This is a genomic window from Rhodosalinus sp., from assembly GCF_046542825.1.
Taxonomy (GTDB): Bacteria; Pseudomonadota; Alphaproteobacteria; order Rhodobacterales; family Rhodobacteraceae; genus Rhodosalinus.
Map to the genome: position 1 here is coordinate 1 of NZ_JBKHAQ010000032.1, position 20877 is coordinate 20877.

Below are 20877 nucleotides of genomic sequence, written 5' to 3' on the forward strand. Positions count from 1 at the left end.
AGGCAGCCGGAACAGGCGGGCGGCACGGGTGGGCGGACGGTCTTTGCCGGCGCACCGCCGGTCGGCTCACGACGCCGGACAGGGGTCCGCGGGCGGGCGGCAGGGCACACGGGGCACCCCGCGCGGGTGTCACTCGGCGGCGACTTTCCTCGCGTCGAGCATCGGGCGAAGATAGCGGCCGGTGTGGCTGCGCTCCACGCGGGCGACCTCTTCGGGGGTGCCCTCTGCCACGATCTCGCCGCCGCCGTCGCCGCCCTCGGGGCCGATGTCGATGATGTGGTCGGCGGTCTTGATGACGTCGAGGTTGTGCTCGATCACCACCACCGTGTTGCCGCTTTCCACCAGTTCGTGAAGCACTTCGAGCAGTTTCTTCACGTCCTCGAAGTGCAGGCCCGTCGTCGGCTCGTCAAGGATGTAGAGCGTGCGCCCGGTGGCGCGCTTCGCCAGTTCGCGCGAGAGTTTCACGCGCTGCGCCTCGCCGCCTGAGAGCGTCGTCGCCTGCTGGCCCACCTTGATGTAGCCAAGGCCCACGCGCACCAGCGCATCCATCTTCTCGCGGATCGCGGGCACCGCCTTGAAGAACTCCTGCGCGTCTTCCACCGTCATGTCGAGGACATCGGCGATGGACTTGCCCTTGAACCTGATCTCCAGCGTCTCGCGGTTGTAGCGCGCGCCCTTGCAGGTCTCGCAGGTGACGTAGACGTCCGGCAGGAAGTGCATCTCGATCTTGATGACGCCGTCGCCCTGGCAGGCCTCGCAGCGCCCGCCCTTGACGTTGAAGCTGAAGCGCCCGGGCTTGTAGCCGCGCGCCCTGGCCTCCGGCAGGCCCGCGAACCAGTCGCGGATCGGCGTGAAGGCGCCGGTGTAAGTCGCCGGATTCGAACGCGGAGTCCGCCCAATGGGCCGCTGGTCGATGTCGATGACCTTGTCGAGATGCTCGAGCCCCTTGATCGTCTCGCAGGGCGCGGGCACCTGCCGCGCGCCGTTGAGCTTCATCGAGGCGGTCTTGAACAGCGTCTCGATGGTGAGCGTGGACTTGCCCCCGCCCGAGACGCCGGTGACACAGACGAACTTGCCCAGCGGAAAGTCCACCGTCACGTCGTGCAGGTTGTTGCCATGCGCCCTGACCACGGTGAGTTGCCTGCCGTTGCCCGCGCGCCGCAGGGCCGGCACCGCGATCTCGCGCGTCCCGGTCAGATACTGGCCCGTGACCGAGGCAGGGTCGGCCATGATCTCGGCCGGCGTGCCCTGCGCCACGATGCGCCCGCCGTGCACGCCTGCGCCGGGCCCGATGTCGAGGACATAGTCGGCCTCGCGGATCGCCTCCTCGTCGTGTTCCACGACGATTACCGTATTGCCCTGGTCGCGCAGGTTCTTGAGCGTGCCGAGCAGCCGGTCGTTGTCGCGCTGATGCAGGCCGATGGAGGGTTCATCCAGAACGTAAAGCACGCCCGTCAGCCCCGAGCCGATCTGGCTTGCCAGCCGGATGCGCTGGCTTTCGCCGCCCGACAGCGTGCCGGCGTTGCGCGACAGCGTCAGGTAGTCGAGCCCCACGTTGTTGAGGAAGCCCAGCCGCTCACGGATCTCCTTGAGGATCGGGCGGGCGATCTCTTTCTTCTGCGCGCCGAGCGCATCGGGCACGCCCTCGACCCAGGCCAGCGCGTCCCTGATCGATTTCTGCACCACCTGCCCGATGTGCAGCAGGTCGTCGCCCCCGCCGCCGGCACGCCCGATCTTCACCGCCAGCGCCTCGTCGCGCAGGCGATACCCCCCACAGGCGTGACAGGGGCGGTTGTTCTGATAGCGCTCGAACTCCTCGCGGACCCAGGCGCTGTCGGTCTCGCGATAGCGCCGCTCCATGTTGGGGATCACCCCCTCGAAGCTGCGCGTGACCTGATAGACGCGCCCGCCCTCGTCGTAGCGAAAGAGGATCTCGTCCTCGCCCGAACCGTAGAGGAACACCTGCTGCACATGCGCCGGCAGATCCTTCCACCGCGCGTTGCGGTCGAAGCCGTAGTGCCGGGCCAGCGCCTCGATGGTCTGCAGGAAATAGGGCGACTTGCCCTTGCGCCAGGGCGCGATGGCGCCATCTGCGATGCGCAACGCCGCGTCCGGCACCACCAGCGCGGGGTCGAAGAACAGCTCGACCCCAAGCCCGTCGCAGGACGGGCAGGCACCAAAGGGCGCGTTGAAGGAGAACAGCCGCGGCTCGATCTCGGGGATGGTGAAGCCGCTGACCGGGCAGGCGAAATTTTCCGAAAAGGTCAGGCGCTCGGGCTCGCCCTCTCTCGGCGCGGTTTCCAGGATGGCGATGCCGTCGGCGAGGTCCAGCGCGGTGCGAAAGCTGTCCGCCAGCCGCGTCTCCATCCCCTCGCGCACCACGATGCGGTCCACCACCACGTCGATGTCGTGGCGGTATTTCTTGTCGAGCGTCGGCGGATCGTCGAGTTCGTGAAAGGCCCCGTCCACCTTCACCCGCTGGAAGCCCTGCTTGCGCAGCTCCAGCATTTCCTTGCGATACTCGCCCTTCCGGTCGCGCACGATCGGGGCGAGCAGGTAGGCGCGCGTGCCCTCCTCCATCGCCATGACGCGGTCCACCATGTCCTGCACCTGCTGCGCCTCGATGGGCTGGCCGGTGGCCGGGCTGTAGGGCGTGCCGGCGCGGGCGAAGAGCAGGCGGAGATAGTCGTAGATCTCCGTCACCGTGCCGACGGTGGAGCGCGGGTTCTTGCTGGTCGTCTTCTGCTCGATCGAGATCGCGGGGCTCAGGCCAGCGATATGATCGACGTCGGGCTTTTCCATCATGTCGAGGAACTGCCGCGCGTAGGCCGACAGCGATTCGACGTAGCGGCGCTGACCCTCGGCATAGATCGTGTCGAAGGCGAGGCTGGACTTGCCCGATCCCGAAAGCCCGGTGATCACCACCAGCCTGTCGCGCGGGATGTCGACGTCGATGCCCTTGAGATTGTGTTCGCGCGCGCCGCGCACCTGGATGGACTTCGCCTCGGCCATCGGACACCCCCTGTCGCTGGCTCACAGATAGGGGAGCGCGACCGCTTCGCCAATCGAAAAATGTGAACATAAAGTGAACGAGCGGTTCGGCGCAGTTTCGCAAGCGTGGCGACGGTCTTTGACCGATGCGCCGGGCGGCGCTAGCGTCGCGCGACCGAAGGAGCGAGGCGGATGGATCAGGCAGGCGGCACACTGACCCTGGTTGGCGACATCGGCGCGACGAACACCCGTCTCGCGCTGGCGCGCGGCGGCATTCCACTGCCCGGCTCGGCCGCGCGCCTCGCCACCCGCGCCCACGACACGCCGGAGGCCATGCTGGGCAGCTACCTGCGCGGGCAGGAGGCGCGCCCCGAGGCGGCCTGTCTCGCCGTGGCGGGTCCGGTGCGGGGCGGCACTGCCTGGATGCGCAATCGCGGCTGGCAGATAGACGCGTCGTCGCTGAGCATCGCGCTGGGATTTGACCGCGTCGAGCTGATCAACGACCTGCAGGCACAGGCCCTGGCGCTCGACCGGCTGACCCCGGCCGCGCAGGACCCGCTTCTCGACGGCCGGACGGAGGCGGGGGCCGCGTGCCTCGTGTTGGGGCTGGGCACGGGTGTCAACTGTGCCGTGGCCTACGCCGTGCCGCAGGCGGCGCTGCCGCTCGTGCCACCCTCCGAGGCTGGCTGCATGGCGATGCCGGTCTGGGACGCGCCGTCGCTGCGCCTGTCGGACTGGCTGCGGGCAGGGGCCGGCGGTGCGAGCCTGGAACACGCTTTGTCGGCCCGCGGGCTCGCCCGGCTCTGGACCTTCGCGGGCGGACACGGGCGGCCGGCGCCCGAAGAGGTGCTGACCGCCTGCGCCGCCGGAGAAGGCCATGCCGTGCAGGCCCTGACGCTCTACGCGCAGATCCTGGGCCACGCGGCGCGCGACCTGGCGCTCGCATATCTGGCGCTCGGTGGCGTGTGGCTGGCCGGCGGACTGGCGCGGGCGGTGGCGCCGCACCTGCGGCGCAGCGGCTTCGCCGAGGCCTTCCGCGCCGATCCGTTGACACAGGCGGTGCCCGTCCGCGTGATCGCCGACGATGCCGCGGCGGTGCTTGGCTGCGCGCGGCGCTGCGCGGCGCTCTAGAGCGCGTCAGGACACCGGCCTGTCCTCGACCTCGGGCACCGGAATGTCGGCGCGCCCGACGACGCGCGGCAGGAGGCCGAGTGCGGGCCGGCGCGCTTGCTCGCCGCGACCGGCCAGCGCGAGGTCACGCGTGCCTGGCGGCACGAGGCTCGCGCCGTGCAGCTCGGGATCCCGGAGGCCGCGCAACGGTTGCGCGCCCGCCTGATGGTGCTTTCTCCCCACGGCCGGGCGGACCTCGCCCAGCTGCCGATCGCCAGCGTGACCGAAGCGTTGCTGCACAGTTCACCCCCCGGCGTGCTGCCGATCCCGCCGGACGGCCGGAGTGGGCAGGCAGTCGTTCCGGGCGCGCCCCGCGTCGGGGCACCCTCCGGCGCCGTCCTCGCGGCTTCAGGCGACCCGACCTCTGAGACCAGCGGCCCATGGGCCGGCCAAGCGGCGGCCCGCCATTACAGCGGCAGGGTCGCGCTGCGCTTGACCTCGCGCAGCACCACGTTGGTGCGCGCACTGGCCACGCCGGGGACGCGGAACAGGAATTCCTCGAGGAATCGGTTGTAGGCGTCGATGTCGGCGCAAAGCACGCGCAGATGATAGTCGGCCTCGCCGGTGGTGGCGAAGCAATCCATCACCTCGTCGCGCGACGTCATCGCCCGAATGAAACGGTCCAGCGTGTCGGGCTCGTGCCGCGTGAGCTGGACGTGAACGATGGCCTGGAAGGTGAGCCCGCAGGCGCGCGGATCGGCCTCGGCACGCCAGGCGCGGATCACGCCCTCGGACTCCAGCCGCTTGACCCGGCGCCACGCGGCGGAGGCGGACATGCCGGCCGCCTCGGCAAGTTCGGCCGTGGACAGCCGGCCGTCGCGCTGAAGCGCGGCGAGCAGGCGGATGTCCTGTGGTTCGAGCTGCATGGCCTTTCCGTCGCGGGTCAGGCCAAGCCTAAGCATCGCCCGCGCGCGGGAAAAGCCCTGTTCGCTCCAGCCTGCACGTGCACGCCGCGGCCCGAGTGCTCCTTCGGGAGCTCCACGGCGCGGCGCTCCTGTTCCTCGTCCGCGGCAGGCGTCGGCCGCGCGGCCATGGCGACGCAGCACCCCGGAAAGACCAGGCCGCCGGCAATCGCGCACACCACTTCCCGACGGCCTGCAGATCCTTGAAGCGGTCGAAGACGCCGACCGCTTCGGGCAGGTTTATGACGGCGGTCGTGCGTCCCTCCTTGTCCGTCCGTCAAAGGAGGGCACGGCGCACGGCGCCACGCCCATGAGCTGCCGCCAGATCCGCGGGCGTCAGCCCGCCGCCGCCACCGCCCGCCGGGTCATCACGCCCACCAGATGCGCGCGGTATTCGGGCGAGCCGTGCAGGTCGCCGATCATGCCTTCCGCCGGCACCGAGAGCCCCTGCACCGCGTCGGGCGAGAAATCCGACGACAGCGCCTCTTCCGCCTCGGTCCAGCGGAACACGCCCTCTTCCGAGGCGCCGGTGACGGCGACGCGCACGCCATCGTCGAACTTCGCCACGAACACACCCACCAGCGCGAAGCGCGAGGCCGGCTGCTCGAACTTCTGGTAGTTGGCAGCCTGCGGTACGGGAAAGCGCACCTCGGTGATGATCTCGCCCTCTTCGAGCGCGGTCATGAACATGCCCTCGAAGTAGTCGTCGGCCGCGATCCCGCGATTGTTGGTGACGATCGTCGCGCCCGAGGCCAGCGCCGCGGCCGGGTAGCAGGCAGAGGGGTCGTTGTTGGCGAGGCTGCCGCCAATGGTGCCGCGGTTGCGCACCGCCGGGTCGCCGATGTTGGCGGCAAGCGCGGCGAGGCCTGGGTATTCCGGCACGCCGGCCGCGACCTCTGCGTGCGTCGTGCCGCCGCCGATGCAGACCCGGCCCTGATCGTCGCGGCAGATGCCGCGGATCTCGTCCACCCCCTTGAGGCTGACAAGCTTCGAGGGACTGGCCAGCCGCTGCTTCAGCGCGGGGATCAGGGTCTGCCCGCCCCCCAGCGCCAGCGCCTCTTCCGCCTGAAGCGCATCGACCGCCTCGCTCAGGCTGGTCGGTCGCACGAAATCGAATGCATACATCTTTCCGGTCCTCCGACGGGCGGTGCGCCGCGCGCCCTGCCCCTTTCAATGGTCCCCAAATACCCATGCGGCGGCGCGCGCCGCCGCCGCGGGGGGTCTCAGCCCTGCATGGCCGCCCAGACGCGCGAGGGGGTCAGCGGCATGTCGATATGCGCCACCTTGTGGCCGCCCGAGTGCAGCGCGTCGATCACCGCGTTCACCACCGAGGGCGGCGAGCCTATCGCGCCCGCCTCGCCGCAACCCTTGACGCCCAGCGGATTGTGCGTGCAGGGCGTCTGGCAGGAATGATCCACGCTGTAGAACGGCACGTCGTCGGCGCGCGGCATGGCATAGTCCATGTAGCTGGCCGAGACGAGCTGCCCGTTCTCGTCGTAGGCGCAGTTTTCCATGAGCGCCTGCCCGATCCCCTGCGCAAGCCCGCCGTGCACCTGGCCGTCCACGATCATCGGGTTGATGATGTTGCCGAAATCGTCGGCGGCGGCGAAGCGTTCGATGGTCACCCTGCCGGTTTCGGGGTCCACCTCCACCTCGCAGGCGTAGGCGCCGGCGGGGAAGGTGAAGTTGGCCGGATCGTAGAAGGCCGTCTCCTCCAGCCCCGGCTCGATGTCCTCGAGGGGATAGTTGTGCGGCACGTAGGCCGCCAGCGTCACGTCGCCCCAGGCCACCGACTTGTCGGTGCCCGCGACGGTGAACCGGCCGTCCTTCAGCTCGATGTCGGCCTCCGACGCCTCCATCAGATGCGCCGCGATCTTCCTGGCCTTGGCGATCACCTTCTCGGTGGCGCGCACCATGGCCGAGCCGCAGACCGCGATCGAGCGCGAGCCGTAGGTGCCCATGCCGAAGGGGATCTTCGAGGTGTCGCCATGGACGATATCGACCTGGGACTCGTCGATGCCCAGCATCTCGGCGATCACCTGCGGAAACGAGGTCTCGTGCCCCTGCCCGTGGCTGTGCGCGCCGACCATGACGCTGATGCTGCCGGTGGCGTTCACCCGCACCGTCGCGGCATCGTAAAGCCCCGCCCGCGCGCCAAGCTGGCCGACGAGGTTGGAGGGCGCGATGCCGCAGGCCTCGATGTAGGCGTTCACGCCCAGCCCGCGCAGGCGGCCCTTCGCCTCGCTCTCCTTGCGCCGCGCCTCGAAGCCCGCGAAATCGGCGATCTCGACAAGCTTGTCCATCGTCGCGTTGTAGTCGCCGGTGTCGTATTCCACCGCGACCGGCGTGGCGTAGGGAAACTCGGTCACGAAGTTCTTGCGGCGCAGCGCCACGGGATCGACACCCAGCTCGCGCGCCGCCTTGTCGATCACGCGCTCGAGCTGATAGGTCGCCTCCGGCCGGCCCGCGCCGCGATAGGCGTCGACGGGCACCGTGTTGGTGAAGACCGCCTTCACGTTCACATAGATCAGCGGCGTCTTGTAGTTGCCGGCCATCAGCGTGCCGTGCAGCCATGTGGGCACCGAAGGCGCGAAGGTCGAGAGATAGGCGCCCATGTTGGCGTGGGTCTCGGTGCGGATCGCCGTGAAGTTGTGGTCCGCATCCAGCGCAAGCTCGATCTTCGTGACGTGATCGCGCCCGTGCGCGTCCGACATGAAGGCCTCCGACCGGGTCGAGGTCCATTTCACCGGCCGCCCCAGCTGCCGCGCCGCGAAGGTGACGAAGGCCTCCTCGGCATAATGGAAGATCTTCGAGCCGAAACCGCCGCCCACGTCGGGCGCCACCACCCGCAGCTTGTGCTCGGGGATGCCCAGAACGAAGGCCCCCATCAACAGGCGGATGACATGCGGGTTCTGGCTGGTGGTGTAGAGGGTCGATTCGTCGGTGGCGCGGTGGTAGTCGCCCACCGCCACGCGCGGCTCCATCGGGTTCGCCACCAGACGGTTGTTGACGAGTTCGAGGGTCGTGACATGCGCGGCGTTGCGGATCGCCTCGTCCACCGCCTCGCGGTTGTCCTCGACGAAGCCCCAGTCGTAGCAGAGATTGCCGGCAAGCTCGTCGTGCACCTTTGGCGCGTCATCGGCCAGCGCAGCCTTCATGTCCACGACCGCGGGCAGTTCCGCGATGTCGAACTCGATCGCCTCTGCTGCATCGCGCGCGCGCTCGCGGCTGTCGGCCACCACGGCGGCCAGGATCTCGCCCACGTGGCGCACCTTGCCTTGCGCGATCACCGGATGCGCGGGCTCCTGCATCGGTTGCCCATGCCGGTCCGTCACCTGCCAGCCGCAGGGCAGCCCGCCCACGCCCTCGAAGTCCTTGCCGGTAAAGACGCGCTTGACGCCCGGCATCGCCTCGGCCGCCCCGGTGTCGATGTGCCGGATTTCGCCATGCGCGATGTCCGAACGCAGGAAATGCACGTAAAGCTGTCTGGGCAGGTTGATGTCGTCGGTGTAGTTCCCGGTTCCTGTCAGGAACCGGACGTCCTCGCGCCGCTTGGGCGCGGCGCCGATGCCATGATCCTTCGGCATGTCTGTCGTCCTCCCTGGGTGGACCGCGCCTCGCTTCGCGGCCCTGCCTCTTTCAATGGTCCACAAATACCCATGTCGCGCCGCTTGCGGCCCGGCGCGGCGCAGGGATCATTCCGCGGCGATCCGGCTCACATCCTGGCCGCTCGCGGCCATGATCGCCTTGACGATGTTGTGATAGCCCGTGCAGCGGCAGATGTTGCCTTCCAGGTAGTCGCGGATCTCGTGCTCGCTGGGCTTGGGGTTCGCTTCCAGCAGCGCCGCAGCCGACATCACCATGCCCGGCGTGCAGAAGCCGCACTGCAGACCGTGGTGATCCTGAAACGCCTGCTGGATCACGCTGAGCGAGCCGTCCGGGTTGGCCATCCCCTCGATGGTGCGCACCTCCGCGCCGTCCGCCTCCAGCGCGAAGATGGCGCAGGCCTTCACGTCGCGGCCATCCACATGCACCACGCAGGCCCCGCACTGCGAAGTGTCGCAGCCCACATGCGTGCCGGTAAGCCCCAGCTCCTCGCGCAGGAACTCCACCAGCAGCGTGCGGCCCTCGACCTCGCCCTCGGCCGCCTCGCCGTTCACCGTCATGCTGACCTTGGTCATCCAGTCCTCCCTATCGTCAGGTCTCCGTGTCGCGCGCGCCCTCAGGCCTCGCGCTTCACCAATCGCTTGAACCAGCCCTTCCTGCCTTCCGTGGCCTCGGCCTCGGGCGCCTCCTCGGGGTCGCTCGGCCCCTCGACCGCTTCCTGGAAGCGCTCGAAGAACTGGTCCGCCATCTTCTTGGCAAAGCCGTCGATCACGCGGGAGCCAAGCTGCGCCAGCTTGCCGCCCACCTTGGCGTCCACCTCGTAGGTCAGCCGCGTGCCTTCGGGAATCTCTTCCAGCGTCACGTCGGCGCCGCCCTTGGCGAACCCCGCCGCGCCCCCCTTGCCCTCGCCGGCAAGGTGCAGGCTTTCGAGCTCTGTCATCTCCGAAAGCGTCACGGTACCCTTGAAGGTCGCCTTCACAGGCCCGACCTTCTGCGTCACCGTGGCGTGAAACCCCTCTTCGGCGCAGCCGTCGAGTTCCTGGCATCCGGGGACCGAGGCCCTGAGCACCTCGGCGTCCAGAAGCGCCGCCCAGACGGTCTGCCGGTCGGCCCGGATCTCGCGCGTGCCGGTCATGTGCATTGCATCGCCACTCCCTGTTCGGGTCGCCGTCGTCGCTTCCGGACGATCGCACCCGCCTGCTTTCCAAGTCGTAGCGCAGAACCTTCTGCCGCGTCAGCCCTTTTCCTTCGCCGCAGCGCAGCGACGCGCGCGAACCGAAAGCATCGCGCGGAGGCTGCATGTTTCGGGGCAGCCGGGCGTCGATCGCGGGCCTGCAACCGGCGGCGCCGGAGGACGAGATCGCGCCGGCGTAACAGAAGACCTACGCGCTCCGCGCGGCCGCCGACATGGAGCCTGCGGACATCTCGGACGCGCTGGTCCTGCTATGCGACCGGACCGGGGTCCGGTTTCCCGCGCGATGCGGGACCGGCTGCTCGGCGGGCATCTCGTCTGCTCGACACTGCTGATCTGCGGCCTCGCCAAGCCTGACCGGCGGGGCGGGCGCCCGGCGCGCCGTGCGGGACCGACGCGGGCCAAGGCGCTTGAAAAGCGCCTTGCAAGGGATTTCCAAATCCCTTGCCCCGGCAACCCCTTAGCCCGGCGTCAGGCGGCGCCCGCCGTGGTGAAACTGCGCACGGTCTGCAGCGCGTCCTCCAGCGCCTTGCCTTCAGGGTCCTTCAGCGCGGCCTGGATCAGCCGGTTCGCCCAGTCGGCGGCATCCTCGCGCCCCTCGACCAGCGCGATGCCGCTCATCACCTTGTCGTATTTGTTGAGGCCGCGCTTGTGGGTGTCGGAATACCCCTTGATCAGCCGCCGCGCCTTCAGCGTCTCGACCGCGAGGGCATAGTCGCGCGGCAGCCGCGCCTCGGCCGCCTCGAGCCACTCGGTCCAGTGCGCCTCTTCGACCTGATGGCGCAGCAGCCGACGGCGCCAGCGGCGCAGGCCGCCCAGCGTGTAGAACATCAGGAAGCCCGCAACCCGATCCGAGCGGATGCGCCGGCCGTGATTCACCACGCGGTCGATCCCGCGCCAGACCTTCGGCCGCGCCTCGATCCAGCGGCCCAGTCCCGCCGGCATCAGGCTGACGACCTCGGCCGCGCCGGGATGGACGTATTCGGTGACGCGTATCAGGTGCTCGTCGCCCTTGCGCATTTCCTTGTCGATCCGCGCGGCGCGCGGCGCGCGGGTCTTGAGGTCTGCCACGCGAATGATGTCGTCATAACACATCGCGTTGGCAAGGTATTTCGCCGCGTTGGCGGTGAAGGCGTGGGCGTGCGCGGCCCCGCCGGCCCGCGCGTCGCGCGCCGCCGCGGCCTCCACCCGGTCCATGTAGGCCGCACCATAGGCGAGATCCTGATAGTCCACGACCTTCTTCAGACCGGCGCGGGCCAGCCGCTGCGCTTCCTCGCCCGGCAGCGCGGCGGCGCGTTCCACCAGCCGTTGCCACTCCGCGACCAGCGCCTTCGGTCCCGTGACCTGCGCCTCTGGCGGCTTCGGCGCCCGGGCCGGCTCCGTCTCCTGCCGGCGGGCCTCGGCCGCCTCGCGCGCGGTCTCGAAGGCGCGCAGGCTGGCCTCGACCCCGCGGCCCGATTCGCGGATCGTCTCGCGGTAGCTTTCCACCTCGAAGGGCAGCGCGCCGGAGCCCGCGAGCGCGCCGAAGAGTGCCGCGGAGATCACCGTGCCCGCCTCCTCCGCCATCCTGTCCATGTCGAAGGCGATGAAATCCCTGGCCGCCTTCTCGGCAGCGCGGCGGACCTCGGCGGCGTCCGCGATGCCGCTGCCCGGCACGATCTTTTCCGACACCGCGAGCGCGCGGTGGGTGGAGGCGATCAGCAGCGTCCGGTCGGGCGTGACGAAGCCGCGCATGATGGCGCGCCCGGCCTCCATCATCTCGGCCGCGATCAGGATGTCCACGTCGCCCTCGGCCGGTGCGAGGGCAAAGACCGGCTGGCGGCCGGTGTCCGGCATCATCTCGACGTAATAAATCGTGGCGCCGGTGCGCTGCGCCACCCCCGCCACGCTGGTCGCCTGCGCGACATAGCCGTTGCGCTCGGCCAGCCGGACGATCCAGCCGTTCAGCACGCCGCCGCCCTGCCCGCCCACGGCCATGACCGCGAGCTTGACGATCTGGTCGAGTCCCGCGTCGCGCGAGCCCTTTTCGAGGATCGGTGCCGCCTGGTTCATGCGGGTTCCTCCCAGACCAGGCGTTTCGCCGCGCGGCGGGTCTGGAACCATCCGATCACGGCTTTCCGCATGCCGTCGAGCCAGCGTTCGAGCGGCTGCGGATTGTGCACGATCCGCGCCTCGTAGAAGGACGGGCAGAGCACGGCGGCATCCGCCACCTCGCCGCAGTTGCCGCAGCCCACGCAGGACTGGTCGATATGCGCGACGGGATCGTCGCGCAGCGGATCGTCCGGCATCTTCAGCGTCAGCGACGGGCAGCCCGACAGGCGCATGCAGGCGTGGTCGCCGGTGCAGACGTCCTCGTCCACGCCGAACTTCGGCCGCTCGACGCGCCGGCCCTCCTTGATCGCCTTGGCGCGCAGAGGCCGCTCGCGGCGCTGGCGGTTGAGCATGCACTCGGAGGAGGCCACGATGACCTTCGGCCCCTCGGCATCGGTCTCGAGCGCCTCTTTCAGCGTGTCGCGCATCTTCTTGACGTCATAGGTGCGGTCGATCTGGCGCACCCATTTCACGCCCATCCCTTCGACCGCCCTGGCGATGGGATGCTGGGTGTCCTTGGTGGGGTTGTCGGCGCGCGACGACAGGATGTCCTGCCCGCCGGTGGCGGCGGAATAGTAGTTGTCCACCACGATGGTGACGCCGTCGGACTTGTTGAAAACCTGGTTGCCGATGCCCGAGGTCAGCCCGTTGTGCCAGAAGCCGCCGTCGCCCACGATCGCGATGGGCCGCTTCTCGCCGCCGCCGTCGAAGGCGCCGTTGGACGCGGGGCCGAGGCCGTAGCCCATCGTGGTGCCCCCGATCTCGAAGGGCGCGTTGATCGAGAAGAGGTGACAGCCGATGTCGGCCGAGATCTGGTGCTTGCCCTTCTCTTCCTCCACCAGCTTCATCGCGGCGAAGATCGGCCGCTCGGGGCAGCCGGTGCAGAAGCCCGGCGGGCGGATCGGCACCGTCTTCGACAGATCGGGGATCTCCTGCCCCTCCTGCGGCTCGTTGGGGGCGCGGTTCTGGGCGCGCAGCATCTGGGGCGCGACCTCGCGCAGGAAGTTCTCGATGCCCTCGAACATCACCCGGCCTGTCAGTTCGCCCGCCATGGGCAGCGGCCCCTTGCCCATGAGCTTCGTGGGCTTTCCGGCCTTGTGGAGTGCCGCCCGCAGCGCCTGCTCGATGAAATCGGGCGCGCCCTCTTCCACCACAAGCACCGATTCCTTGCCCTCGCAGAAGTCAAGGAACTCATCCTCGACAATGGGATAACCCACATTCATCACGTAGAGCGGGATATCGGAGTCCCCGTGCAGATCGGCAAGGCCCAGGCGCTGCAGCGCGCGGATGACGCCGTTGTACATGCCGCCCTGCAGCGCGATGCCGATCTTGCCCTGTTTCGGGCCGAAGACCTCGTTGAGGCCGTTCTCGCGGATGTAGTCGAGCGCGGCGGGCAGCCGCCTCGTCACCTTTTCCTGTTCGTGGATGTAGGAATAGGGTGGCAGCACGATGCGATCGGTGCGGCGCTGCGGGTTGGACAGCGCGTCGCGCACGGTCAGCGGCGGGGGCACGTTGTCCTTGGCCTCGAAGGCGCCGTGCAGATGGCAGGACCGGATGCGCACCATCAGCATCACGGGCGTGTTCGACGCCTCGGACAGCTTGAAGCCGTGGCGCACCGCCTGCGTGATCGAGGGCAGGTTGGGCCGCGGGTCCAGCAACCAGATCTGCGACTTCATCGCGAAGGGGTGGCTGCGCTCCTGCATGATGGAGGAGCCCTCGCCGTAGTCCTCGCCCACGATGATGAGCGCACCGCCCGTCACGCCCCCCGAGGCCAGGTTGGCCAGCGCGTCGGAGGCCACGTTGGTGCCCACCGGCGCCTTGAAGGTCACCGCGCCGCGGATCGGGTAATGCACCGAGGCCGCCAGCATCGCGGCGGCCGAGGCCTCGTTGGCGTTGGCCTCGAAGCGGATGCCAAGCTCGCGCATCAGCTCCTCGGCATCGGCCAGCACGTCCATCAGGTGGCTGATCGGCGCGCCCTGATAGCCACCGACATAGCCCACGCCGTTCTCGAGCAGCGCCTTCGTGATCCCGAGGATACCCTCGCCGCGGAACGTCTCGCCCGCGCCGATGCGAAGCTGTTCGACTTCCTTCTTGAAGGATCTCTCGGCCATGCGTGCCTCCCTGCGGCCCTGTTCGCGTCGGAAATTATATCCGTTTGCATATTGTCTGGGAAGGGGCGCCGCCTTGACTCAGCGGCGGACAGCGCCTTCAGGCGCCTTTCATGCCTGCAAATGCATCCGTGCGGCGCTCAGATGTCGTGCCGGCGCACGTTGCGCAGGATCTTCTGCAGCGTCGTGGTGAAGGCACGGCGCTCTTCGCCAGCTATGCCCTCGAACATCCGCTCGTAGCCCGCGTACATCGCAGGCCATGCGCGGTCGAATTCGGCGCGCCCCGCCTCGGTCAGATAGATCTCGCGGACGCGGCCGTCGCTCGCCCGCCCCTCGCGCCGCACCAGCCGCGCCCGTTCCAGCGATTCCAGCGTGCGGCTCATCGTGGACTGTTCGGTCACGGCATAGACCGAGAGTTCGTTGATCGTGAGCCCGGGCACCACGGCCAGCACCGCCAGCGTGCGCATCTTCGCCGTGGTCAGGCCGAGCGCGCGCAGATCGCCCTGCAGATCGGCATTGTAGCGGCCCATGATGCGGTTCATCAGGTAGGGCGCAAAGGAATAGAGCCCCATCTCGCCCAGCGTCTCGCCGGGTCGGGGCAACGCGCCCTCCTGCATCTCGCCGTCGGCCATCTATGCCACCGCCTCCGCGGCCAGGAAGCCCGAGGCGCCACCCAGCCCCGGCCCCGGATGGGTCGAGGCGCCGATGTGCCACAGGCCCTTGATCCCGGTGCCGTGGTTGATGCTGTGCTTGAACGGCCGCCAGAGAAAGAACTGGTCCAGCGCGCAGTCCCCGCCGTAGGGGTCGCCGCCCACGAGGTTCATGTTCAGCGCCTCGATATCCGCGGGGCTTTGCGCGGACCTGGCGATGACGCTCTGGCGGAAGCCGTCGATGTGGCGGGCGAGGATCGCCTCGATCCGGTCGGCATAGGCCTCGCGCACCGCTTCGGTCCACTTGCCGTCCCCGGGCGCGTCGATCTCGCCCGCGGCATCGCCCTTGATGCGGGGCGGCGCCTCGGGCATCTGCAGCCAGAGCACCGCCTTGCCCTCGGGCGCGCGGGAGGGGTCTAGCGCGCTGGGCTGGCCCACGCAGATCGTCGGCACCTCGGGCAGCATCCCGCGCTCGGCCTCGTTGGTGGCCTTCGACACGGCGTCCACCCCATCGGTCAGATGCAGCAGCGCCACCTCGGACAGGCCGTCCGCCTTCCACTGCGGGGGCCGGTCGAGGGCATAGTGCAGCTGGAAATTGCCCTTGCCGTAGCGGAACTTTCGCGTGGCCTCCACGGCCAGCGCGGGTGGCTTTTCCAGCAGCCGGAAATAGAGCTGGGTGGGCGTGACCGAGGCGATGACCTGCCGCGAGAAGACGCGCTCGCCGTCCGACAGCGTCACGCCGGCCGTCTCGCCCATTTCCACGTCGATGCGGGCGACATCGGCGCCGGTGCGGATCTCGCCGCCCTGTTCGGTGATGAGCGCGCGGAAGGCGTCCAGCATCTTCTGCGCGCCGCCCTTCACGATCGGCGCGCCAAGCGCCTCGAGGCTGAAGGCGATGATCCTGGCCATCATGCCCGAATAGGCCGAATCGGGGCCGAGCCCGGTGTGCAGCACCCAGGGCGCGAAGAGCGCCTGCGCGGTTTCCGAGCGAAAGTCGCCCTCGAGCCAGCCGCGCGCAGGCGCCAGCGATTCACCGAAGAACGCGGTCAGGCCCGAGGGGCGGCGGCGCACGGCCTCCTTCCCCATGAGCGCGGCGGTCTGCCGGCTCCAGAGATGCTGGCCCAGCAGCGGGAAGAGCAGGCCGGCGTTCGCCTCCACCTCGTCCACGCCGCGGGCGAAGGCATCGCCGTCGCCGTCGGCCAGCCGCTCGAACATGTCGAGATTGGCGGCGCGGTCGCGGGTCAGCACGGCCGCCTCGCCATTGGGCCGCAGCACCCCGGTGGGATGCTGCGGATCGGTGAACGCCACCCCGTGGCGCGCCAGATCGTCGCAAAGCGCGCCATAGGCCGGCCCGGCCATGAAGAGCACCCAGGTGGTCGCCATCACGTCATGGACGAAGCCCGGCGCGGTCAGCGCCTCGGTGCGGATGCAGCCGCCGATCTCGCCGTTGCGCTCCAGCACCAGAACCCGCTTGCCGCGCTTGCCCAGCATCGCCGCGCAGACCAGCGCATTGATGCCGGATCCGACGATGATCGCGTCCGGGCGTTCCATGCACTCAGCCCTTCGGGACCAGAGCCAGCGCGCGGATCGGGCTGCCGGTGCCGTTGGCAATCTTGAGCGGCGCGGCGATCAGCACCGCGCCCTTGGGCGGCAGCTTGTCGAGGTTGGCCAGGCTGGCCAGACCGAAACAGTTGTCGCGGTGCAGGAAGTTGTGGGCGGGGAACGGCGGCTGCATGCCGCCGGCCTGGCCCGCGTCGGTGCCGATGCACTGCGTGCCCCAGCCCACGATCTTCTTCGACAGCAGGTATTCGATGCATTCGGGGGTCGGCCCGGGCGAATGGGGCCCGGTCTCGTCGGCATTCAGGAACTTGTCCTCGTCATCGGCGCGGGCATCCCAGTCGGTGCGCATGACGACCCATTCGCCCTCGCCGATCTCGCCGTGCTCCCTTTCCCAGGCCTTCACATGCTCGTCGGTCAGCAGGAAATCGGGATCCTTCGCCGCCTCCTTCGAGCAGTCGATCACGTTCACCGGTGCCACGACGCGCTGGATGTCGAGCGTGTCGGTATAGCCGTCGGCGTAGTCCTTGCCGGTGATCCAGTGGTGCGGCGCGTCGAAATGGGTGCCCGAATGCTCGCCCAGCACCATCCAGTTCCAGGCAAAGAACGGTCCGTCCTCGTCATATTCGCTGATCTTGTGGATCTCGACCCTGGGCGTGTTCTTCGCAAAGTCGGGCGGAAGCTGCAGGATGGGCGTATCGGGGCCCAGCCGGCCCGAGCAATCCACCACCTCGATCTCGCCCGACAGGAGCCTTGCACCCAGATCCTTCACCGTATCGGCTGCCGACATGCTCACTCTCCCCTCGTCTCCCTGTCGGAGCGCGGGGCGGGACCCCACGCGAACGGGGGCGAGCGTAGACAAGAAAATATGCGCATGCAAATGTCCGGTCCGGATGAAGGACAACGCAAGGGGGGCGGCATGGCGGACGCCATCGTGATCGGCGCAGGCATCAACGGGCTGGCCGCGGCGGCGGCGCTCGCGGCGAAGGGCTGGGGTGTCACGGTCTACGAGCGCAACACGGAGATCGGCGGCGCGGTGCGCACCGCGGAACTCACGGAGCCCGGCTTTCGCCACGACTGGGGCGCGCTTAACCTGTCACTCTTCGCAGGCTCGGGCTTTCACGCGCGCTTCGGCGAGGATCTGGCCCGCCACGGGCTTGAGTTCGTGCCTGCAAGCGACTGTTTCGCAACGGCGTTCCCTCACGGCAAGTGGCTGGGCGTCTCGACCGAACCGGCGCTGACGGCGGCGCGGATCGCGGGGGAAAGCGCCGCGGATGCCGCGCGCTGGCAGGAAATGCTGGGCGAATTCGCCAAGGATGCGCCGCACATCTTCTCTATCCTCGGCAGCCCGATGACCCCTACCTCGCTGGCGAAAACCGCCTTCCGCATCTGGCGGGCACGCGACTCGGCCTTCCTGCTGAAGCTCGCGCAGCTGATGTTCACCTCGCCGCGCGCCTTTCTCCAGGAGAACTTCGAAAGCCCGCGGGTGCAGGCGATGTGCGCGGCCTGGGGGATGCACCTGGACTTTCCGCCGGACCAGTCGGGCGGCGCGGTCTTTCCCTATCTCGAGGCGATGGCCAGCCAGAGCTTCGGCATGGTGATCGGCAAGGGCGGCGCCGATACCGTGACGCGGGCGCTGCGGCGCATGATCGAGGCGCGCGGCGGACGGATCGAGACCGGCGCGGAAGCGACCGAAATCCTTGTTGAAAGCGGCGTCGCCTCCGGCGTGCGGCTGGCCGACGGCCGGGTCGAGCGGGCGGGCGGCGCGGTGATCGCCAACCTCGCACCCAAGGGGCTCATGCGGCTTCTGCCGGCAGGCAGCGGATCGGAGCGCTACGACCGCCAGATGGCGCGCTTCCGCCATGCGCCGGGAACCATGATGCTGCACCTCGCGCTCGACGGGTTGCCGGACTGGGCGGCGGGGGCGGAGTTGAAACGCTTCATGTATGTCCACCTCGCCCCTTCGCTGCAGCAGATGGCAGAGACCTATACGCAGGCGGTCAACGGGCTTTTGCCGCGCGAACCGGTGCTGGTGGTGGGCCAGCCGGGCACGGTGGACCCCACGCGCGCGCCAGCGGGCAAGCACACGCTCTGGGTGCAGGTGCGCATGGTGCCCGGCACGATCCGGGGCGACGCCGGGGGCGAGATCGCGGCAACCGACTGGGACGGCGCGCGGGAACCCATGGCAGAGCGCGTGCTGGACATTCTGGAAGCCTACGCGCCGGGTCTGAGGGACAAGATCATCGGGCAGGCCGTGCTGTCGCCCGCGGATATCGAGGCGGAGAACCCCAACCTCGTGGGCGGCGACCAGATCGCGGGCTCGCATCATCCGGCGCAGAACTTTCTCTTCCGCCCGGTGCCCGGACATGCGGACTGGTCCACGCCGGTTCCGAAGCTTCATCTGGTGGGCGCCTCGACATGGCCGGGCGGCGGCACAGGCGCGGGATCGGGCACCATGCTGGCCGAGAAACTCGTGGGGAGGTGACGCAGCGATATATGCATTGACAAGTTTCCGGCCCAATCAATCATTGCGGCCAGCGCGAACCGGACGGCGGCGGCCACCCCGACACGCATCAAGAGCAAAGCGCGCGGCAATCGACACGCTGCAGACATCGACACGCTGCAGATCCCGCACTACACTGCCTGCGCCCCGTCGACCCTGGTGCCCCTCGACCCCGATCTGGCGCGCGAGCTTCTGGCCAAGGGGGGTTCCCGCCGGCGACACCCGCCCCGATTTGGCCCTCTCCGCCTCGCTCAAGTGGCTCTGCGGCCCGCCCGGCGCGGGGGCGCTCTGGATGGCGAAAGACTGCATCGCCGAGGCTCGGCCGGAGCTGCGCGGCTGGTTCAGCCAGCCGGTGCCCTTCAACCGGGACATCGCGCGCTTTTCCTGCGCGCCCGATGCGCGCCTCTTCGACCACGGCGCGCCCTCCGCCTTCTCCGCGCTCGCCGCCCTGCCGGCGCGGCGCTGGCACGCGGGCCCGCGCGCGGCTCTGCGCACGAAACTGCGCGCTCAGCGACCGGGTCGCGGAGGTCGCCCGCCGCCACGCCCTGCCCTTCGCCTCGCCGGAGAACGCGGCGCGCCTAGGCGGCGGCGTGATGCTGCGCCTGCCGGATCACCTGGACCCCGGCGAGATCGTCCAGGGCCGGCGCGCGCGGCGTGATCGGCGACACCCGCGGCTCCGTCCTGCCACCGGTCCACCGGCGTGCTCACGGCCGGCGGCGGCGCCCGGACGACGCTCTGCCGGAGGTGTTGCCTGCTGACCGGCACGCGTCCGCCGCGCCCGAACGTTTCCCTCACATGCGGGGCCCGGCACAGACCGGGGACGGAGCCTCCGTCCCGCCTCAGCCCGCGTGGATGAGAGTTCCGAAAAGCCGCGGGTCGAGGCTTTCGGCGGCAAAGGTCTCGCCTTCGTGCAGCACGGACACGGCATCATGGCTGTGCAGGCTCTCCTGGTGGCTCGCCACAACGCGGAAGTCGCCCACCCGCGGGTCACGCTCGAGTTCCGCGGCGAAGAGCCGCGCGGCGTCTTCGACGAAGATCGGGTTCGCGGCGTTCAGTTCGGCAAAGGCCTGCTCGTCCTCGCGCTTGACCATGACCTGCGTTTCGGTCGGCACCGCGCGGCGGCACATCTCGACCAGATCCTCGAACCACAGGCAGCCTTCCCCGGTGAGCTCGGCCGAGATGCGCGCCACCGAGCGCTGCGAATGCGGCGTGGCAAGCTGCCCCCGCTCGCGCCGCGCGTGTTCCGACAGCTCCAGCGAGCAGGGGCAGGTCGAGGAATAGACGTAGTCGAGGTGCAGGATGCGCCGGCGCACGCCCGCGCGTTCGACCAGTTCCAGCGCGATGTCGTAATACTGATAGCCCGCAAGGCCCGATCGCAGGCTTTCGACCTTCATCGGGAAGGACAGGCGCATCTGGATGCGCGCGTCCAGGCTGTCGAGGTCCGCCTTGTAGTCGTCGAGCGCCGCCTCGATCACGTCGAAGCTGAACACCCGCTCGGCATGGGTGTAGAAGCTCCGCATGATGCGGCTCATGTTGATGCCCTTCTTCTCGGCGTCGAGGCTGACCGTGCCGGTGACCGAGGTCTCCAGCGTCACGTCGCCGCCCGTCCGCGTACGGAAGCGGATGGGCAGGCGAAAGTTCGAGATGCCGACGTGCTGGATCGGCCGACGTGCGCCGCGGATCAGCGCGGCAGGGCCATTCTGCAGGTCGGGCAGCGTGGCACGATAGGCCGCGTCGGCGCCGAACTCCTCCGGGTAGACGCGCGACAACGCCGGATAGTCCGGGGCGCCCGGCAGCAGGCGCAGGATCGCCGGATCGAGCGCGGCGATCTCCGCCTCGGTCGCCTCGGCCATCCAGCGACGAAAACGGTCGAGTGCGGCCTCGGCCTCGTCGCGCCCGGGGGGCCGGTCCAGATCGGAAAGATGGATGGTCATGGCGTCGTACCCTCTGGTCCCTGTCCGGGCGCTGAACATAGGCCGCGGACCGCGACACTTCCAATGCTCGCGGCGATTTTTCCGGGCGCCGGCGCGGAGACACCCTGCGCGGGGGCACGGGCGGCGCGCTCGGCGCGCCCCTGCGGGCACGTCTCGCGAAGAGCGCCCGCAGG

The 20877-nt window shown here is 69.3% G+C and carries 15 protein-coding genes; 3 read left to right on the forward strand and 12 right to left on the reverse strand.

The features are described 5' to 3' along the window. Positions 1–129: 129 nt before the first annotated feature. Positions 130–3012, reverse strand: a complete 2883-nt coding sequence (gene uvrA / locus ACLFOB_RS06275) for an excinuclease ABC subunit UvrA (protein ID WP_410925528.1) — start codon at positions 3010–3012, stop codon at positions 130–132. Positions 3013–3183: 171 nt separating this feature from the next. On the opposite strand from uvrA, the gene ACLFOB_RS06280 reads away from it, so the two are divergent. Continuing rightward, complete coding sequence (locus tag ACLFOB_RS06280; protein WP_410925529.1) at positions 3184–4122, forward strand: glucokinase; 939 nt, start codon at positions 3184–3186, stop codon at positions 4120–4122. 96 nt (positions 4123–4218) lie between these two features. Beyond that, on the forward strand, positions 4219–4677 hold the full coding sequence (locus ACLFOB_RS06285; protein ID WP_410925530.1) for a hypothetical protein: 459 nt from the start codon (positions 4219–4221) through the stop codon (positions 4675–4677). On the opposite strand, the gene ACLFOB_RS06290 is transcribed toward ACLFOB_RS06285, so the two are convergent. The 10 genes from ACLFOB_RS06290 to ACLFOB_RS06335 all read right to left on the reverse strand — a co-directional run bounded on the left by ACLFOB_RS06290 (position 4569) and on the right by ACLFOB_RS06335 (position 17057). Next, a complete protein-coding gene (locus ACLFOB_RS06290; protein ID WP_410917361.1) occupies positions 4569–5027 on the reverse strand; it encodes an Lrp/AsnC family transcriptional regulator in 459 nt (152 codons plus the stop codon). The two genes, ACLFOB_RS06285 and ACLFOB_RS06290, sit on opposite strands and share 109 nt — an antisense overlap. Positions 5028–5399: 372 nt before the next feature. Beyond that, entirely contained in the window at positions 5400–6188 is a 789-nt protein-coding gene (locus ACLFOB_RS06295; RefSeq protein ID WP_410925531.1) for an FAD binding domain-containing protein, read from the reverse strand. A 98-nt stretch (positions 6189–6286) separates the two neighbouring features. Then, positions 6287–8650 (reverse strand): xanthine dehydrogenase family protein molybdopterin-binding subunit, encoded by a 2364-nt coding sequence (locus tag ACLFOB_RS06300; RefSeq protein ID WP_410925532.1) that lies wholly within the window; start codon positions 8648–8650, stop codon positions 6287–6289. 108 nt (positions 8651–8758) lie between these two features. Then, complete coding sequence (locus ACLFOB_RS06305; RefSeq protein ID WP_410925533.1) at positions 8759–9244, reverse strand: (2Fe-2S)-binding protein; 486 nt, start codon at positions 9242–9244, stop codon at positions 8759–8761. A gap of 41 nt (positions 9245–9285) precedes the next feature. Then, positions 9286–9810 carry a CoxG family protein gene (locus ACLFOB_RS06310; protein WP_410925534.1) on the reverse strand — a complete coding sequence of 175 codons (525 nt, stop codon included), beginning with the start codon at positions 9808–9810 and terminating at the stop codon, positions 9286–9288. 522 nt (positions 9811–10332) lie between these two features. Then, positions 10333–11913, reverse strand: a complete 1581-nt coding sequence (locus tag ACLFOB_RS06315) for an indolepyruvate oxidoreductase subunit beta family protein (protein ID WP_410925535.1) — start codon at positions 11911–11913, stop codon at positions 10333–10335. Further along, positions 11910–14063: a thiamine pyrophosphate-dependent enzyme gene (locus tag ACLFOB_RS06320; RefSeq protein ID WP_410925536.1), complete on the reverse strand. Its 2154-nt coding sequence runs from the start codon at positions 14061–14063 to the stop codon at positions 11910–11912. The genes ACLFOB_RS06315 and ACLFOB_RS06320 overlap by 4 nt, the downstream gene beginning before the upstream one ends. 137 nt (positions 14064–14200) lie before the next feature. Beyond that, positions 14201–14692 (reverse strand): MarR family winged helix-turn-helix transcriptional regulator, encoded by a 492-nt coding sequence (locus ACLFOB_RS06325; RefSeq protein ID WP_410918492.1) that lies wholly within the window; start codon positions 14690–14692, stop codon positions 14201–14203. Next, positions 14693–16261, reverse strand: a complete 1569-nt coding sequence (locus ACLFOB_RS06330; RefSeq protein WP_410918493.1) for a phytoene desaturase family protein — start codon at positions 16259–16261, stop codon at positions 14693–14695. 4 nt (positions 16262–16265) lie between these two features. After that, entirely contained in the window at positions 16266–17057 is a 792-nt protein-coding gene (locus tag ACLFOB_RS06335; RefSeq protein WP_410925537.1) for a cyclase family protein, read from the reverse strand. Between the two features lie 129 nt (positions 17058–17186). On the opposite strand from ACLFOB_RS06335, the gene ACLFOB_RS06340 reads away from it, so the two are divergent. Next, positions 17187–18752: a phytoene desaturase family protein gene (locus ACLFOB_RS06340; protein WP_410925538.1), complete on the forward strand. Its 1566-nt coding sequence runs from the start codon at positions 17187–17189 to the stop codon at positions 18750–18752. 857 nt (positions 18753–19609) lie between these two features. On the opposite strand, the gene folE2 is transcribed toward ACLFOB_RS06340, so the two are convergent. Next, on the reverse strand, positions 19610–20704 hold the full coding sequence (gene folE2, locus ACLFOB_RS06345) for a GTP cyclohydrolase FolE2 (protein WP_410925539.1): 1095 nt from the start codon (positions 20702–20704) through the stop codon (positions 19610–19612). Positions 20705–20877: the final 173 nt, after the last annotated feature.